The organism is Devosia sp. P1_H9 (assembly GCF_056405135.1).
Map to the genome: position 1 here is coordinate 1 of NZ_JBFUCQ010000017.1, position 17,484 is coordinate 17,484.

Annotated in this window: 14 protein-coding genes and 1 pseudogene; 2 read left to right on the forward strand and 13 right to left on the reverse strand. The window is 64.9% G+C overall.

What is annotated here, in order from left to right; genetic code table 11:
• Positions 1-255, reverse strand: a pseudogene (locus tag AC1DYL_RS21745) (sugar phosphate isomerase/epimerase); the annotation flags it as partial.
• On the reverse strand, positions 252-1,292 hold the full coding sequence (locus tag AC1DYL_RS21750) for a Gfo/Idh/MocA family protein (protein ID WP_477174785.1): 1,041 nt from the start codon (positions 1,290-1,292) through the stop codon (positions 252-254). The pseudogene AC1DYL_RS21745 and the gene AC1DYL_RS21750, both read right to left, overlap by 4 nt.
• Before the next feature lie 137 nt (positions 1,293-1,429).
• Here AC1DYL_RS21750 and AC1DYL_RS21755 point away from each other — a divergent pair, with 137 nt between their 5' ends.
• The gene (locus AC1DYL_RS21755) at positions 1,430-2,449 is read left to right on the forward strand and encodes a substrate-binding domain-containing protein (protein ID WP_477174749.1); all 1,020 of its coding nucleotides are present in this window, start codon (positions 1,430-1,432) and stop codon (positions 2,447-2,449) included.
• A 39-nt stretch (positions 2,450-2,488) separates the two neighbouring features.
• On the opposite strand, the gene AC1DYL_RS21760 is transcribed toward AC1DYL_RS21755, so the two are convergent.
• From AC1DYL_RS21760 to AC1DYL_RS21785, 6 genes are read right to left on the reverse strand one after another with little or no spacing between them, the layout of a single operon-like run.
• Entirely contained in the window at positions 2,489-4,822 is a 2,334-nt protein-coding gene (locus AC1DYL_RS21760; protein WP_477174750.1) for a glycosyl hydrolase family 95 catalytic domain-containing protein, read from the reverse strand.
• Positions 4,823-4,855: 33 nt separating this feature from the next.
• Positions 4,856-5,920 carry a LacI family DNA-binding transcriptional regulator gene (locus tag AC1DYL_RS21765; protein ID WP_477174751.1) on the reverse strand — a complete coding sequence of 355 codons (1,065 nt, stop codon included), beginning with the start codon at positions 5,918-5,920 and terminating at the stop codon, positions 4,856-4,858.
• Positions 5,917-7,938: a beta-galactosidase trimerization domain-containing protein gene (locus tag AC1DYL_RS21770; RefSeq protein ID WP_477174752.1), complete on the reverse strand. Its 2,022-nt coding sequence runs from the start codon at positions 7,936-7,938 to the stop codon at positions 5,917-5,919. The genes AC1DYL_RS21765 and AC1DYL_RS21770 overlap by 4 nt, the downstream gene beginning before the upstream one ends.
• 2 nt (positions 7,939-7,940) lie before the next feature.
• Entirely contained in the window at positions 7,941-8,762 is an 822-nt protein-coding gene (locus AC1DYL_RS21775; RefSeq protein WP_477174753.1) for a carbohydrate ABC transporter permease, read from the reverse strand.
• Positions 8,759-9,727 carry a carbohydrate ABC transporter permease gene (locus AC1DYL_RS21780; protein WP_477174754.1) on the reverse strand — a complete coding sequence of 323 codons (969 nt, stop codon included), beginning with the start codon at positions 9,725-9,727 and terminating at the stop codon, positions 8,759-8,761. The genes AC1DYL_RS21775 and AC1DYL_RS21780 overlap by 4 nt, the downstream gene beginning before the upstream one ends.
• Positions 9,727-11,022, reverse strand: a complete 1,296-nt coding sequence (locus AC1DYL_RS21785; RefSeq protein WP_477174755.1) for an ABC transporter substrate-binding protein — start codon at positions 11,020-11,022, stop codon at positions 9,727-9,729. The genes AC1DYL_RS21780 and AC1DYL_RS21785 overlap by 1 nt, the downstream gene beginning before the upstream one ends.
• Positions 11,023-11,332: 310 nt before the next feature.
• On the opposite strand from AC1DYL_RS21785, the gene AC1DYL_RS21790 reads away from it, so the two are divergent.
• On the forward strand, positions 11,333-12,154 hold the full coding sequence (locus AC1DYL_RS21790) for a C40 family peptidase (RefSeq protein ID WP_477174756.1): 822 nt from the start codon (positions 11,333-11,335) through the stop codon (positions 12,152-12,154).
• A gap of 7 nt (positions 12,155-12,161) precedes the next feature.
• Here the strand turns inward: AC1DYL_RS21790 and AC1DYL_RS21795 are convergent, their stop codons facing one another.
• The 5 genes from AC1DYL_RS21795 to AC1DYL_RS21815 all read right to left on the reverse strand — a co-directional run bounded on the left by AC1DYL_RS21795 (position 12,162) and on the right by AC1DYL_RS21815 (position 17,473).
• Positions 12,162-13,073, reverse strand: coding sequence for an ABC transporter ATP-binding protein (locus tag AC1DYL_RS21795; RefSeq protein WP_477152139.1), 912 nt, complete (start codon positions 13,071-13,073; stop codon positions 12,162-12,164).
• Positions 13,070-13,888 (reverse strand): ABC transporter ATP-binding protein, encoded by an 819-nt coding sequence (locus AC1DYL_RS21800; protein WP_477174757.1) that lies wholly within the window; start codon positions 13,886-13,888, stop codon positions 13,070-13,072. The genes AC1DYL_RS21795 and AC1DYL_RS21800 overlap by 4 nt, the downstream gene beginning before the upstream one ends.
• The gene (locus AC1DYL_RS21805) at positions 13,885-14,772 is read right to left on the reverse strand and encodes an ABC transporter permease (RefSeq protein WP_477152137.1); all 888 of its coding nucleotides are present in this window, start codon (positions 14,770-14,772) and stop codon (positions 13,885-13,887) included. The genes AC1DYL_RS21800 and AC1DYL_RS21805 overlap by 4 nt, the downstream gene beginning before the upstream one ends.
• Positions 14,773-14,775: 3 nt before the next feature.
• Positions 14,776-15,753 (reverse strand): ABC transporter permease, encoded by a 978-nt coding sequence (locus AC1DYL_RS21810; protein WP_477174758.1) that lies wholly within the window; start codon positions 15,751-15,753, stop codon positions 14,776-14,778.
• Between the two features lie 64 nt (positions 15,754-15,817).
• Positions 15,818-17,473, reverse strand: coding sequence for an ABC transporter substrate-binding protein (locus AC1DYL_RS21815; protein ID WP_477174759.1), 1,656 nt, complete (start codon positions 17,471-17,473; stop codon positions 15,818-15,820).
• Positions 17,474-17,484: the final 11 nt, after the last annotated feature.

Sequence of the window (17,484 nt, forward strand, 5' to 3'; positions counted from 1 at the left end):
TTGGCGATCCATCTCCTGGTCTTCCAGCGGGTTGCCGAACATACCGAGGGTCGAGATGGTGATGTCGCGATTGCCGATGGCATCGAGGCTGCGCTTGCCCAGTTCGGCCAGGTCCTGGCCATTGGTGGTCTGCCAGAAGAACGGCTCGAARCTCTCGAAGCCGAGGTCGCGCAACTCCGCTATCCGCTGCGAGGTGGTGCCTCCAGTGGCGTTGATCATGGTGCCGATGCGGATGGTCTTCATGGGATCAGTCACGCGAGGGCCTCAAGCTGTATGCGCTGCCGTGTCTTGGCGCTCTCGATSGCKSCGAACACCATGGCGAGGCTGTTGATGTTGTCGCTGCCGATGGTTTCAGGCGGCGTCCCGGCCTCGATGGCGTGCAGAAAGTCGGCGATGACGCTGGCGTGGCCGCGGGTCTGGCCATCATCGGCGGGCTCTGGCACGTCGAGTTTCACCAGAGGCCGGTGGAACCCTTCCTCACCCGCCACGACATGCGCTTCAAAGTCATCGAACCCGTCCCAGACGATGGTTCCGCGCGAGCCGATGATCCGCCACTGGCTCTCCCAACTGGTGTTCGCCCCCTCGGCGGCCCAGGAACCGCGGTAGGTGAAAGTCGTGTCACCCTCGAGTTCGAAGATGGCGTTGGCGGCCGCGCCGTGCGCGTACCAGGAGCCGCCGGGGTTGGTTTCGTGGCAGTAGACGGCCTTTGCGTTCTTGCCGGACATGAACCTGGCGGCGTCGAACGTGTGGATCGCCATGTCGAGCAGCAGCACGTTCTGCATGGCGTCGCGAAAACCGCCGAAATGTGCGCCGATGAAGAAATCAGCATGCAGTGCCGTCAGATTGCCAAGCTCGCCGCTGTCGAGCAGCCGGCGGATGCGCCGCACGCCGGCAATGTAGCGGCGGTTCTGGACGATGGCGTGTGTCCTGCCGGCTTTGGCTGCAAGGGCAACGAGGTCCCGCGCGTCGGCAAGGCTCGTCGCCATCGGCTTTTCGGATAGCACATGGCAGCCGTGGTTGAGTCCCGTGGCGACCACGTCGTGCCGCGCGCCGGGGATGACCACGTCGAAGACCAGATCTGGCTTGGTGCCCCTGAGCAAAGCTTCCAGGTCGGATTCAACCGCCGCCTTGCTGAGCCCGAACTCTAGTGCCAGGCGCCGGGCCGCGTCGGCGTTGATGTCGTTCAGCCCGACAATAGCGATGCGATCCCGGAGGGCCGGCGTCTCTGCGATCGCCTTGATCCAGCCGCGAGCCATAGCTCCGCAACCAGCAACAACTGCCCGGTGCACGATTCCCCCCTCAGCCGACTTTTTCTACCGCAAGCGCTTATCAGGTTATCGTAAGCGCTTACGATTTGTCCGTAAGCGCTTACGACGCTATTATTTCGCTCAGCTACATGTCAATAGGCGCTGATTTGAGCGAGGTACTGATGCGCGGAATCGTACGACTAGCCAAAGAGCTGGGCATTTCTACCGGCACGGTCTCACGTGCTCTCAACGACCGACCCGACGTCAGTCCTGCGACGCGCGAACTCGTGCTGACCACTGCAAAGCGCCTCGGCTACGCACCCAATCAGGCCGCTCGAACACTCGCGCTGGGAACCACGCGCTCGATCGGCTTCATGATGGATCTCGATCGCGAGACCGCTGCCAGCAGCGAGTACTTCTTCATGGGCGTTTTCGATGGCGTCCAGGCGGTGTTCGCCGAGCACAATCTGGACCTGCTCGTTCTTCCGCGCCCCACCAGTGTGGACGCGGTTACCTATCTCCAGCGTTACGTCTCGAGAGGCGTCTTCGACGGCATGATCCTCGCCGCGACGCAGCGCGTTGATCCACGTATCGAGCTGCTGGAATCTGCCGGGCTGCCGTTCGCCACGCTCGGGCGTAGCAGTTCGGGCAAGGACTATCCATGGATCGACCTCGATTTCGAGGGCGTCGCCAACGCGGCGATCGACCGGCTGGCGGCGGCCGGGCATCGGCGTATCGCCGTCACCCTGCCCTCGGACAACATAAACTTCGGGCCGCTTTTTGAAGCCGCCTACAAAAGCGCCCTGGAACGCAATGGCATTCCGTTCGATCCCGCGCTGATCTTCGCGCGAGGGCGCAACGAAGCCGTCGGATATGGGCTGGTGGACGAACTGGCGGCGTTGCCGAACCCGCCAACGGCCATCCTGTTGATTTTCGAGACGGTGGCCATCGGCATCTATCGCCGCCTCGCGGAGCTTGGAAAGGTGCCGGGCCGCGACCTCGCCATCATCGGGTTCCGCGATGAGCCAACGGTACGCTTCCTCACCCCGTCGCTGACGTGTTTCACAACATCGCTGCACGAGGTCGGCGAGGACCTCGCGCGGGCGTTGCTCGCACGCATCCCCGCGCACGGCGACCAGTATCAGGACGGCCCCACGCGAAAGCTGGCCCCACTTTCGATCCGACAAGGGGAAAGCGGCTAACCGGCCTCGCTCTCATCGCCGAAGAAGCTTGCCCGGGCCTCAGGGCGTGATCCTGTAGGATGCCGCACGAGCCACATCCCATTCGACACGGTGGCGACCGGATGCGCCACCGCCAGCGAGTCGAGTCGCAACGGCCCCCGCCGGTCCAGTCACCGAGACCGCCTGCTCCGGCAGTTCGACAACAAGCTTGCCGTCGCGTCCAGCGAGAATGGTTGCCGATACGAGGACGCCATTGTGCCAGGAGACGCTCGCCTGGTAGCCGCCGCGGCAGCGGATATTGGAGATCGTGCCGCTGGACCAGCTCGGTGGAAGCGTCTTCAGCAGGCTGATGGCGCCCTCATGGCTCTGGACGACGAGCTCGGTGAGGCCGGCAACGGCGCCGAAATTGCCGTCGATCTGGAACACGTTGCCTTCCGGCCAACCGCTATGCGGATGAAGGACGAGCAGCGCGCGCGAAGTCAGGTGGTCGAGCAGCCCGCCGATCGAGCGCTCAGCCAGCTGTCGGTCACGCAAGCGCGCGGCGAGACAGAGTACCCAGGCCTGGCTCCAGCCGGTGTATCCAGTACCGTTATCGAGGCGGAGATAGAGCGCGCGGCGAACGGCCTCGAAAGCCTCAGGCGTCCCGGCCTCAGTGATGCGGATGCCGGGGTAGAGACCGTAGAGGTGCGAGAGATGGCGGTGCCCCAGCTCCGCGGGCGTCTTGTCGTCGTCCCACTCGAGCAGGTTGCCGTTGGCGCCGATGATGGGGAAGCGGAGGCGCGCCAGCGCATCGCGGGCACGGGTGGCAAGTGGATCGGCGGGATCAGCGAGAGCGACAAAGCTCTCGAGGGTCTCGCGGATCAGTTCCTGGTCCATCGCCGTACCTTGGGTGATGGCGACCTCGGTGTCGGAAACGACGAAACTGTGCTCGGGCGAAGTCGAGGGGCTGGCAGCGAGAGCGCCGGTGCCCTCCTCAACAAGCATATCGAGCGCAAACTCGGTGGCGGTACGGAACACTGGGAGCGCCGTTTCGTCGGAGAATTTGGGGCTGGCGCTGCCGTGGTCGAGATGGTGCTGGAGATGGGCGGCCATCCAGTAGAGGCCGGTGGGCCAATTCGACCATTGCGGGATGCCAGGCACCGGAGCGGTGAAGCGCCAGAGGTCAGTATTGTGATGGGCCGTAGCGCCGGAGGCTCCGTAGTAGCGGCGCGCGGTCACGGAGCCGGCCTCGGCGATCTCGCCGGTGAGCTTGAACATCGGCTCGTGCAGGTCTGCGAGGCCGGTGGCCTCCGCCGGCCAGTAGTTCATCTGCGTGTTGATGTTGATGGTGTAGTTGGAGCTCCAGGCCGGGCGGACATCGACGTTCCAGATGCCCTGCAGGTTCGTTGCCTCGGTGCCTTGGCGCGAGCTTGAGATCATCAGGTAGCGGCCGAAATGAAACAGCAGTTCGGCTCCTTCCGCTGCGGGGCCCGAGGCGCTCAGGTCGAGATCGACGCGGTCGAAGAAGCTCTTGTAGTCGCCGCGGTGGCGCTGCCGCAGCGCTTCGGTGCTCTTCTCGAAGGCGGCAGCGACACGGTCGCGCGCCTCCAGCACGAGAGCGGCGAAATCGGCGCTCGGGCGCTGGTCATGACCGCGGTAGCCGGAGGCGGCCGAGGCGATGAGGCGCAGGCTGCCGGTGGCGCTGTCCCGATGCAGCGCGGCGACAACCGCATAGCCCATACCGGCGGCAACGGTGTTGTCTTCCGCGGGAGCGGCGGTGTCGTAGCGCACGGGGTCGTCGCCCGACGTGTAGTTGGGCAGGACGTGCACCGGCACGCGAGCGGTGGCGACGAGCCAGATTGTGCCGTGCTCTTCGGAGAGGGAGATTTGGGTATCGGGGTGCGGGGACTGGAACGCAATCCGGGCCCGCTCAAGCGGATGGACGCCCTGCCCGGCGGCAATAGCAACCAGAACGCCGTCGGGATGGGAGACGAAGCTCTCGACGCTGGCGCTGCCGGCGGCACCGCTGTAGCTCGAACTCGCTACGGCCTCCGAGACATCCAGGCGACGAGCGTAGTCGGCGACGAGCACATCGTCGCCATAGGTGAGCTCGATGGCGCCGAGCGGCTGGTAGGACTGGGTCCAGCTTTGGCCCTGCAGCGCCCGGCCGAGCTCGTCGGCCCTAAGGTAGTCGCGACCGCGGATCGCCTCGCGCAGCTCCGGGATGAGGTGGGCAGGCCCCTCCCCTTCCTCCGGCTGCAGCGGACCGCCGGACCAGACGGTATCAAGGTTGAGATCGAACCGCTCCGTGCCGACGCCGCCGCGCACAGTGGTGCCAAGCCAGCCGTTGCCGATGAGGAAACTGTCGATGAACCCGGCTGCGGGGGAATCGAGATCGAGACAGTAGCGCGGCATGAAAAGTCCTGCATGAACTGGTTGGAATTGAGCTCAGCGCGAGCCAAGAGCTCCGGGGGTGAGCAGCCGACGGGTCGAGCCGCGCAGGATGATGTCGCAGTTGAGCGTGATTGTGTGTGGCTCGTGGTTGACCCCACGTTCGGAGAGCCGGGAGGCCATGATGGAGGTGATGGTCTCGGCGATCTTGGCCACGGGCTGGGCGACAGCCGTAATCCCCGTCTCGTGCAGTTGGAACAGCGGCACGTCGTCAAAGCTGACGAGCGAGATGTCGTCGGGCACTTTGAGCCCGTGCTCGCGCAACATGCGCAGGGCACCGACGCCCATGTTGTAGTTGGAGCAGTAAAGGGCGGTCGGGGGCTCGGCGAGCGACAGCAGGCGCAGCATGCCCGAGTAGGCTTCGGCCTCGTTCCAGTGCGTATCGAGCACGTAGTCGGGATTGATTTCGAGCCCGCGGCTCAGCATGGCCTGCCGATAGCCCTCGAAGCGCTCGCGACCCGTCCAGTCCTGAATGTTGCCGGTGAGGACGGCAATGCGGGTATGGCCGATATCCAGCAGTTGGGTGACCGCGCGAAAGCTCGCGGCGCGATTCTCGACCAGTACCCGGTCGACCGGCAGGCCCTGCCAGCCATTGTCGTAAAAGATCACCGGCGTGCCGCTGTTGACGAGGTCGCGGATCAGGTCATCGACGTCGTTGCGACCATCCATCACCAGGCAATCGACGCGGTGGGTGACGAAGAAATCGAGCGCATCGGCGACCGAGGTCGGGTTGGCATCATGGCAATATGTCAGGAGCGCGCGACCTGACTTGCGCATGGCGCGGCTTAGATGCTCGAGCACCGCGGAATGGAACTCGCTGAGTGAGGGAACCATGAAGCCGACCGTGTTGGTGAGGTCGGCCTTCATGGCCGCGGCAATGGCATTGCGGCGATAGCCGAGCTCGCCGATTGCCTGCTCGATCTGCTCGCGGTTGCCGCGGCGCACTGGATGGCCGTTGAGGTAGCGCGAGACGGTGCCGATGGCGACGCCGGCGCGGTCGGCAACCTCTACGATGGTCGCCTGCCGCCTCTTGCCGCTCTCGGTATCGTCACTGTCGCTCAAACCGTTCCCTCGAAGACCAGCGCGGAGTGGATTCGAAGGCTCGGGAGCCGCACCTCCACCCGATCGCCGCCGTTGGAGAACGGCACATCTTCCCCCGTCAGAGCGTCATAGACGCGCGTCGGCGTGCGCGGCAAGCGCACGGAGGCGGTAACGGGGCCAAGTGTCGGGATATCCTCGATCATTTCCATCAGGCGCACCCCACCCTCGTTGTTGGGCACGCCCTTGCCGCGGATCTGCGGCGCGCCATACAGCAGGTGCAGGATATGCCTGTTCTGCTCGGGCTGCTGGGTGAGCGTGGCGCGGGCGGAAGACGGCAGATCCGTGACGATGGCGCGGCTGGGAAGCAGGCGGTCGATCAGGCCGCGGACCAGGTACTTGTAAAGCGGCTGGCCCATGGCGTGGTACATCGAAAAGACCGGATAAGCGATGTAGCCGATGCCGCCCTTGATGGTGACGGCAGCGCCGAGCGAGGCGGCGGCCGGGTCGTCCGGCGCGTGCTGGTGCGAGCTGAAGTGCTTGTAGCTGCGGTTGAAGTACGAGGGCCCGATCTCGGCCAGTACCTCGGCTCCCTCGGGGACGATCGTCTCGGCCACGCCGTACATGACGAAGGGCGTTTGGGTGAGACCGGCGTCGAGCGAAGGGCCGGCGCGCAGGTAGGATGGGTGGAACGCGACCGGACCCGAACTGCGGATGCCGGCATCGACGGCGAACCGGCCATCGGCGCTGACACCGGACTTGCCGCTCAGCACCAGCTTGCCGCCCTTTGCCGTGTAGGCGTTGAGCTGGGCCGCCAGAGCGGAGTCGACCGGGATGTCGTCGGGCAGGATGAGCAGCCGGTAGTTCTCGAATGGGGTCGATGGATCGATCACGTCAAAGGGGAGCTTCAGCTCCTGCAGCATCTGGGCCGCACCATCGTCGGCCGAACTGTTGCGGGCGCCGCCAGGGTGAAAATACTCGGACGTGAGGATGGCGACATCCGACACCTGGCGCGCGCCTTCGAGGTAAGGCTCAAGCCTTTCGATACGGGCATAGGCCGAGGCGATGGAGGCGTACGTGTCCGGATTGATCGAACCATCCGGGTGCAACTGGTCGCCGACGAGGCACTTGGCGCCGAGCGCCGCCATCTGGGCTGCTTCGAACTCCAGCGCATCGGCATGCTTGAAGCCACCGAATTCGCCCCAGCTGGTGTGGAACTTGCCGGTTTGGGCGACGAAATCGAACCCCAGCGTCGCGGCATAGCGGGCGCTCGAGGGAAAGTGGTCGTAGCCCCAGCCGCCGGTGGGCAGGCTTTCGAGCTCGAGATGGCTATAGGTCGAGAAGCGCTTCGGGCCCTGCTTATGGATGTGGCCGCAGTTGTAGAAGATGCGCAGCCCAGGAAATTCGGCGCGAAGCGCGGCGCTGGTTTCAGCCCGGAAGCGCTCGTTCACCCACTCGTCGTTCTCTAGGCGATCGGCCGGGTTGGTCGGGTCGAGCCCGCGCTCGGCCATCGTGGCAAGGCACTCGGCGCAGACGCAATCCGGCGTCAGGATGATGTCGAAGAAGATGCCCTGCGTCTCGTAGTTGCGGGCGACCTCGCGGGCGTGCTCGAGCAGTTCGTCCCGATACGCCTTGTGGTTGAGGCAGAGCGTGTGCCAGCCGGCGGTCAGTTGGTCGGGATCGAAGCGGTTCTCGGTGGCGCTGCGCACCCGCCATTCGGGGTGGATGCGAGCGTTGCGCTCATCCCACTGCACCGAAATGTAGATGGGGCACTCGATATCGGCGGCGGTCAGTGCAGTGACCATGTCGCCCATCAGGTCCGGCCGCGCTAGGTTGGGATGCGGGGCGCCGACCTTGGTGGGATAGTACGACCAGCCGTGGTGGCACTTGGCGAAGATGGTGATCGAGTTGACGTGTGCGGCCTTGAGCGTGGCAACGAAGTCATCGGGATCGAACGCCGACCCAACGCCCGGAATGTGCTCCGAAGTGTGGAAATCGAGATGAATCTGGCGATAGCGGAGCGGCTTGTTGGTCGAGGGCATGACTATTCCTTGGCGCCGGACCGGGTTTCGGCCCCGGCGGCGAATTGGCGTTGGAAGATGAGGAAGACGATCAGCGGAACGATGGTGGTGACGATAGCTGCCACCGAGCGCAGGTCCCAGTTGACTTCATAGGTGCCGGAGACGCGGGTCAGCATCACCGGCAGCGGAATGTTGGTCCTGAGGTAGAGCATCGGCAGCAGCAGCGCGTTCCAGGTCCAGAGGAACTGCAGGATGCCGACCGCGAAGACCGACGACAGCGAATTGGGCAGCACGATGTGCCAGAAGATCTGGATCGGGCCGCAGCCGTCGATCTTGGCCGCCTCGACCAGTTCCTTCGGGAAATCCTCGAGGAAGTTTTTCACGAGGAAGATCGACCACGCAAAGCTCAAGCCGACATAGGGGATGAGCACTGAGGCGATGTTATCGATCAGCCCCAGTTCGCGCCACAGCTGGAACAGCGGGATGATCACCACCTGCTGGGGCAGGACGAACGCGTTGATGATGATGATCAGCAACAGCCGCCGGAATGGGAACTTCAGGAAGTGGAAGGCGTAGGCGGCGGCTGGAGTCAGCAGCATCGTTGCCACGGTGGCAATGGCGGCGAGCTGCATCGTGGTCCAGAAGGCCTTGGCGAGCGGATACTCGTCCCAGACCTTGAACCAGGCGTCGAGCGTGAAGCTCAACTGGTCCAGCCGCCACCATCCGAGCGCCACCTCGCTAGGCGGGCGAATGGAGGTAACGACGATGCCGATGATGGGGATCACCCAGATACAGGCGATGACGCCGACGACCCAGACCGTCCATTGGGGAATGCGGCCGATCATCTTGCACCAGCCGTGCGTTGGACGATGGCAGGGATCGAGATGATGAGCACGGCGACGAGCAGCACCACGGTCGCGGCGGCGCCGTAGCCCAGTTTGAACTGGGTCATCGACTCCCGGTACATGAAGTAACCGACCGTCTCGGTAGCGCGCACCGGTCCGCCGCCGGTGATGATGTAGATGATGTCGAAGGCACGAAGCGCTCCGAGCAGGTTGATGAAGATCGCGACCCGCACGCCGGGCAGCGAAAGCGGCATCATGATCGAGCGCATGATCTGGCCGGGCGTCGCACCATCGAGATAGGCGGCTTCGAGCACAGTACGCGGGATCGCCTGCACCGAGGCGAAGCAGAGCATGAGCGGCAGCCCTACCCCGCCCCACGAAGCGGCGACAATCAGTGACCAGAGCGCCGTGTTGGGATCGCCCAGCCACGGATGGGAGAAGCCGGGCGAGAAGAGGCCGATGACGGTGTTGAGCAGCCCGCCTGCATCGGGGCGAAAGATGCCGATCCACATATAGCCGGCGACAGCTTCGGAAATGCCGAAGGCGGCAAAGATCATGACCCGGAACGGCAGCGTCTGGCGCGGCGCGAAGGAGCACAGCATGGCGAGAAGCCAGCCCATCGACACCGAAACAGCGGTGGTCGCGAGCGTGAAGATAAGCGTCGTCGAAAGCGTGTTGCGGAAGGCCGGGTCGGCAAACAGCTTCACGTAGTTGCCCACGGCGACGTATTTGGGTTTGCCGAGCCCCTTGATGTCGAAGAAGCTCAGCCGGATCGTTTCGAACAACGGGAAGATGACCGCGATACCGAACAGCACGATCACGGGAGCGATCAGCAGCCAGGCTGCTGGCCAGTCGCCGATCCGCCACCCGCGGGTGGCAAGCAGCTTGCGCCGCTCACCACTCGCCGGGGAGGAGACCTGCGTGGCCGTTGCGCCCGAGGCGCTACCGGCGACGGTCTGCTGCATCAGTAGGACTCCGCAGCCTTGGCTTCGATCGCCGCGGTGACCGCGTCGATATTGGCGTCAGACGGATCCTGCAGGAACTTCTGCAGCTGTACGCGATATTCGTCGACCAGGTCGCCCGGCAGCAGATCGCCGAGGACGAACTGCACCTTGGATGCCGCGACTGCTGCTGTCGCCGTCTTCTGGACCGGGCCGAGCAATGAGGTGTCGGCGGCGGTGGAGGGCGAGGCATAGCCGTAGTCGGCGAGGATCTTGGCGGCGTCGGCACTGACGATGTAGTCCATGAACGCATCGGCCGCGTCGGGGTTGGTGCCGTTGGCGGTGACATTCAATTCCTTGGTGTCGACGCTCGAGGTGTCGTCATGCCCAGCGCCGAGGGACGGGAACTGGAACAGGCCGTAGTCGACGCCTTCCTCAAGCGCGTAGTCGTTCTTGGCACGTGCGTTGTTCCACATGCCGATCATCGTGTAGGCCGAGGTCTTGGCCTTGAAGACAGAGTCCGAAGCGGCATCCCACTCGTTGGCGAGCATCGTCGCCGGATCGCCGCAGCAACCGGCAGCCAGCAGTTCGGCATACTTCTTGAGCGCGCCCTTTACTGCCGGATCGGTCCAGGGGATCTCGTGCTTGGCGAGCTTGGCAGCGGTTTCGACGCCGGCCGTGCGGAGCAGCAGCGTCTCGAACCACTCGGCATGTGCCCAATACTTGGCACCGACGGCGATCGGCGTGGCGAAACCGGCAGCCTTCAGCTTGTCGAAGCTGGCGGTGAACTCGTCCCAGGTCTTGGGCGGTTCGATGCCGGCCTTCTTCAGTGCCTCGGCAGCGTACCAGATGCCTGAGCGATCGCCGTAGGTGTACGTGACGGCGTAGGGGACGCCGTCGATCGAACCGAGGTCCTTCCAGGACTGGTTGAGCTTGCTGTCCCAGTCATATTTGCCCCACTGCTCGTCGATGGGGCGCAGGATGCCGGCGTCGGCCAGTTCCTTACGGAAGGCGGGCCAGGTGTTGATGATCACATCCACCACTTCCCCGCCGAGCAAAGCGGTGCGGATGCCGCCGCGGGCGTCCCCCTGCGCGGTGATGCTGAGCTCGCGGATGGTGACGCCGGGGTTCTTGGCAACGAAGGCGTCCTCGAGCTTCTTCCACATCTCGGCGTCTGTGCCGCCCTGCCACTGCAGGATGGCGAGCTCGCCGCTCAAATCCTGAGCGAGGGTGGGCGCGGCTGCGAGCAGCGCGACGATGCCGACGCCAGCCAGGACGGCGCGCCGGCGGAATCCGGGCGTGAGTGCACTCATGGTCATTGGTCTCCTCCTCCTTGATCGCCGGCCGTTCGGGCCGTTCCTCCGTATCAAGTAAGTTGAAACGTTATCATCTAAGATGGTTGCGGCAAGCCGCATCTGCACGCCGACGCGGAAAATCGTTCTAACATGCTAGCATGAATGCCGGTAACCAGCTGACAGCGAGGGATTATTTTAGTTCATACGCCAAGTGGTGACAGGACGCAGTCGTCGAGCTAGCCTTCGCGAATGGTCAGCGGTTCGGGGATAACATCAGGCAGGGTTTGGCAACGCCAGGTGCCTGCGCCACCTGTGCGATGCCGAAGGCACCGCTTTGCTTGATCACCGCCTGACCCTCGCTCGCGACGGCATCGCCGCCCGGTCACTGGAGGGTATCGTTCCCGCCGAGCGCTACATCGATACGACAGTGCGCCAGGCAATCGTCCCCTCGGCCGCCTTGCGCCGCGCGCCGTCACCCGGCGCCGAACAGCTCGACCAGTTGCTGTTCGGCGAGCCGTTCGAGGTGCTGGACGAGGCGGATGGATGGGCGTTCGGGCAGGCGAAGCGAGATGGCTACGTCGGCTATGTCGCAGCTGCCACCCTCGGCGCGCAGGCTGCGGCGCCGACGCATACGGTGCGGGCGCTGAGGACATACGGTTTCAGTGCCGCCAGCATCAAGGCGGCGCCGGTCGGGCTCTATTCGATGAACGCGCTGCTGACGGCCGAGCATCGTGAGGGACGGTTCGTGAAAACGGCGGGCGGCTGGTTTGTCGAGGAACATATTGTTCCGGTCGGCCAGGATGCGCCTGACTACGTGGCGGTGGCCGAGCGGTTCGTGGGCGCGCCCTACCAGTGGGGTGGGCGAGAGAGCCTGGGGCTCGACTGCTCCGGGCTGGTGCAACAGGCGCTCTACGCCGGCGGTCGGATCTGCCCGCGCGACAGCGACCAACAGGCGGCAATGGGCGAGCCGGTCGAGGCGCTGCAGCGCGGCGACCTGGTATTCTGGCGCGGCCACGTGGCCATGATGACCAGCGCAACCGACATCATCCATGCCAATGCCTTCCACATGGCGGTGGTGATCGAACCGCTGGCCGAGGCGGTGGCGCGGATCAGCAGCCGCGGTGGCGGCGAGCCGACGGGTTATCGGCGGATCTGATCGCGGCTCACGCCGGCATTGGGCGGATGAAGTGGTTGGCCGCGATCTCGCGCACTTCGGGCTGGGCAATGGCCGACTGGCGGCGGATCACGTCGATGCGGCCGAGTTCGTCGCCGAAGCGGGTGTCGCCGAAGCGGCGGTCGGGGTCCGGAACGGCCGACAGCAACAGCCGGGTGTAAGGGTGCTGTGGGTTGCCGAGTACGCTTTCGGTCTCGCCCCATTCGACGATCTGGCCGGCATACATCACCATGATGTCCTCGGCGACGTAGCGGGCGGTGGCGATGTCGTGGGTGATGTAGAGCACCGCGAGACCGAGCTGACGCTTCATGTCGTTGAGCAGGTTCAGGATGCCGAGCCGCACCGAGACGTCGAGCATCGAAGTGGGCTCGTCGGCGATGATCACCTCGGGGTTCACGGCGAGGGCGCGGGCGATACTGATGCGCTGGCGCTGGCCGCCGGACAGCTCATGCGGGTATTTCGGCAGGATCAGCGCCGGGTCGAGTTTTACCCGGGTGAGAACCTCGGCGACGGCGGCGTCGCGGGCGGCGCCCTTGAGGTTGGGCTGGTGCAGGCGCATCGGCCGCTCGAGGTGATAGCGGATGGTGTGCACCGGGTTCAGTGACGAGAACGGGTCCTGGAACACCATCTGCACGGCGCTGCGATAGGCCTTCATATCACGGACGGCGCTGCCCTCGATGGGCTCGCCCCGGAACAGCAGGCGCCCGTCGTCGGGCCGGTACTCGCGCATGATCAGACGTGCGGCGGTGGTCTTGCCGGAGCCGGATTCGCCGACAAGCGCGAGGGTGCGGCCCGGATGCAGCGCGAACGACACGGCGCGCGCGGCGTGGACGGTGCTGCCGCCGCGGTGGAAGACCTTCGACACATTGTCGAGAGCGAGGATGGGCGCGGTGTCGGTCATGGCGTGGTGCCCTCGGGGATGCGGGCGCCGGTGAGGCGCGGGATCGAGGCCCAGAGTTTTCGCGTATAGTCGTGCTGTGGCGACCGATAGATCGCCTGCGCGTCGTTGACCTCGACCAACTCGCCTTCGAGCATGATGCCGATGCGGTCTGAAACCTGAACCATCAGGGCGAGGTCATGGGTGATGAACAGCACCGAGAAGCCGAGCTCCTGACGCAGCTTGTGGATACGCTCGAGGATTTCGCGCTGCACCACCACGTCGAGCGCCGTGGTGGGCTCGTCCATGATCAAGAGCTTGGGGTTGAGCGCGAGGCAGATGGCGATGACGACGCGCTGGCGCATGCCGCCCGAAAGCTGGTGCGGATAGGCGGAGAGCCGGTCGGCGGGGATATCGACCAGCGCCAGCAGCTCGGCGGCGCGAGCGCGGGCGGCGGTGCGCGACATGCCGGTGTGGGTCTTCAGCACGTCGTAGAACTGATGCTCGATTGAGAGCACCGGGTTCAGCGAGTTCATGGCGCTCTGGAACACCATCGCCACCTCGCGCCAGCGCATCTCTTTGAGCGCCGCATCGTCGAGGGCGAGGACATCGCGGCCGTTGAGGAGGATCTGGCTGCCGGAGCGGATCAGCGCCGGCGGGCGGTGCAGCCGACTGATGGCGAAGGCGATAGTGCTCTTGCCGCAGCCGGATTCGCCGGCGAGGCCGAAGAACTCGCCGCGGCCGATGTCGAAGCTGACGTTCTTGACCGCGTGGAAATCGCTGGTCGCGCCGATGTAGTCGATGCTGAGGTTGCGGATCGAGAGGACGGGATCGCTCACAGCTTACCCTCCCCACGGCGGATCAGGCCGGTCCAGCGGGCCAGCATGCCGCCGGTGCGCAGCCGGGGGTTGGCGATTTCGTCGATGGCGAAGTTGATCAGCGCGAGGCCGAGGCCGAGCACGGCGAGCGCGACGCAGGGGGTGAGAATGTCCCACCAGGCGCCGACCGAGAGGGCCGAGGCGTTCTGGGCGTTGTAGAGCATGATGCCCCAGGAGACGGTGTTGGGATCCCCCAGCCCGAGGAACTCGAGCGTCGCTTCGGTGATGACGGCGAACAGCACGCTGCCGATGAAGTTGATGCCGACGATCGAGATCAGGTTGGGGAAGATCTCGAACGCCATGATGCGCCAGCCGGGTTCACCCAGCATCTCGGCGGATTTGACGAAGTCGCGCTGGCGGATCGACAGCGTCTCCGAGCGGGTGACGCGGACGCCCCAGGCCCATGAGGTGAAGCCGAGGATAATGGCGATGACCAGCGGGCTCGCCTGGCCGATGAACGCCGCCAGCACCAGCAGCAGCGGCAGGTTGGGGATGACCAGCACCATGTTGGTCAGGAAGGTGATGACCTCGTCGACCACGCCACCCTTGTAGCCGGCGATGATGCCGAGGACGGTGCCGATGATGGTGATCAGCAGCCCGGCGCCGAAGCCGACAGCGAGCGAGATGCGGGCGCCGTGGAGCAGCCGGGTGAAGACGTCGTAGCCGAGGCGGGTGGTGCCGAGCAGGTGGTCGGCGGACGGCGGCTGGTGCGGCCGGCCGACGCGCTGGGTCGGGCTATACTCGGTGAGCAGCGGGGCGAAGATGGCGACGAGGATGACGATCGCGAGGATGGTCACGCCGACGAGGGCTTTGCGGTTGCGCAGCAGCTGGGTGAGGACGCTCATCGGTCAGGCCCGCTTCAGGCGTGGGTCGAGCAGCACGTAGCTCAAATCGACGACGAAATTGGCGACCAGCATGGCGGCCGTCATGATCAGCAGCGCGCCCTGGATCACCGGATAGTCGCGCGCGAGGATGGCCTGGTAGAGCGTGTTGCCCATGCCGGGGTAGTTGAACACCACCTCGGTCACCAGCGAGCCGCCGAGTACGGCGCCCAGTGAAATGGCAAGGGCGGAGACGGTGGGGAGCAGGGCGTTGCGGGCGGCGTACCAGAGCATGACGCCCTGGTCGGAAAGCCCCTTGGCGCGACCCATGACGATGTAGTCCTCGCCCAGCAGGTTGATCATGTTGTTGCGCATGGTGACGGCGAAGCCGCCGGTGAGCACGATCACCATGGTCAGCATCGGCAGGGTGCCGTGGTAGAGGACGCTGAGGATGTAGTTCCAGCCCCATGACGGATCGAGCATCGGGTCGGCGGCGTAACCGTTAGGGAACCAGCCGAGGGTGTAGCCGAAGGCGAATAGGGTGATCAGCGAGACCACCACGGCCGGCACCGAGCTCGAAAAGATCGCGGTCAGCGAGATGATGGTGTCGAAGCGGGTGCCGCGGCGCCAGGCGGCCATGACGCCGAGCAGCGTGCCGATGGTGAAGCTGATGATGGTGGCAGTGCCGACGAGGCCGACGGTCCAGATCAGGGCGCGACCGAGCAGGTCAGTGACCGGTAGCGGGTAGAAGCGGATCGAGCGGCCGAGGTCGCCGGTGAAGACGCTCTTCAAGTACGCGAGGTACTGCTCGCCGATCGGCGCGTCGATGAAGCCGAAGGTGAGCTTCAGCGCGTTGAGGTTCTCGAGCGACAGGTCGGAGCCGGCGCCGGCGAACATCTTCTGGATCGGGTCGCCCGGCATCAGGCGCGGCAGGAAGAAGTTGATGGTTGCCGCAGCGATGAAGGCCGCCAGATAGAACACCACTCGGCGGAGCAGGAAGGCCATTGGTTCTCGTGCTTATGCGTGGCGGGAACGAGGGCGCGGCCGGCGCGCCCTCGCAGGGGTCGGGTTACGGCGCGACCGGACGCAGCGCCAGGAGCTGGAGCAGGCGGCCCGGGTTGGCGTTGGAGACCACCGGCGAGGTGATCGGGTTTTCCGCATTGGCCCAGCCGGTGAAGCGTTTGGTGCTGTACTGGTAGAAGGACGGGCTGTTGTAGACCGGGATCACCGGCATGGCCTCGGCCACCTTGAGCTGGATGGCGTCCATGATCGACTTCTGCTCGGCCGGGTCCTTCACCTGGGTGTACTTGTTCAGCATCTCGACCACCGTGGGGTCGGTCCAGCGCTGGGCCGAGGTGCGGCTCTTGCCGAAATCGGCCGGATTGAACGAGCGGATGTAGGGGAAGTAGGGGTTGGCCGCCGAAGCGATGGCGTTGAGCGACATCGAGTATTTGGCGTCGATCAGGTCGGAGGCCCAGACCGATTCCTCGGGGGTCGACATCTTCACGTTGAGGCCAGCCGCCTTCAGCGACTCGAGCGCGATCTGCACGGCGTCGATCCAGTCGGTCCAGCCGTTGGGAATCTCGATGTCGATGGCGATCGGCGTGCCGTCGGCGTTGTCGCGGAAACCGTCGCCGTCCTTGTCGACATAGCCCGACTTGTCGAGCAAAGCCTTGCCGGCCTCGAGGTCGAACTTGCCGTACTGGCCGAACTGGGTGACCACCTCAGGGTTGCCGAAGGCCTTGTAGAACGAGCCCAGCATGGCCGGGTCTTCGTTGATGACAGGATAGCCGTAGCCGGCGATGTCGATGATCGACTGGCGGTCGATCAGCATGCTGACGGCGCGGCGGAAGTTGACGTCGTTGAACGCCTTCTTGTTGTTGGCGTCAGGCGTTTCGAGGTTGAGCGTGAAGGCCACGAGGCTCGAGGGCAGGAACCAGTAGTGGTTGTGCTCCGGATCCTTGGCGACAAAGGTGTTGTCGATGTCGGGCACGAAGCTCGTCGCCCAGTCGAGCGTGCCGTCCACCAGCGCCGCCAGCACCTGCGGGTTGTCGGCGAGCTGCGGCATGCGGATGCAATCGACGTGGAGGCTCGTGGCATCCCAGTAGTTGGGGTTGCGGCACTGCTCGTAGACCTGCGGGGTGAAGCGGCTGATTTCGGTCATCGGACCGGAGCCGACCGGGTTCTCGTTGGTGAAGGTCGCCGGATCGGCGACATCCTTCCAAATGTGCTCGGGCACGATCGGCATGGCGACGATGGTGGTGGCGACCAGCGAATTGGGCTGGAGCAGGTTGAAGCGCACGGTGCGCTCGTCGACCTTTTCCACCGACTCCATCAGCTTGGAGACCGAGTTGAAATCGAGCGCCGGGAACTTCTTCAGGTAGTCGTAGGTGAACACCACGTCGTTGGCGGTGAGCGGCTGGCCATCGGACCACTTGAGCCCATCGCGCAGCACGAAGGTGATCGACTTGAGGTCGTCCGCCAGCTCGAAGCTTTCGGCCAGCCGGTATTCCCACTTGGCGCCGGCGAGGCGGTTGAAGATCGCCAGCGGCTCGTAGATGAAATCCTTGGTGGTGGCGCGCGCCGACGTCTGGTTGAACGGGTTGAAGTTGCGCACGTAGGTCGTGGTCTGCTCGGAGCTGATGGTCAGCACCGTCTGGGCGCTTGCCGGCGCCGTCAAAGCCAGCGCCAGGGCGGTGGCCGCAATCAGCTTGCTCTTTAACACTTCCAGTCTCC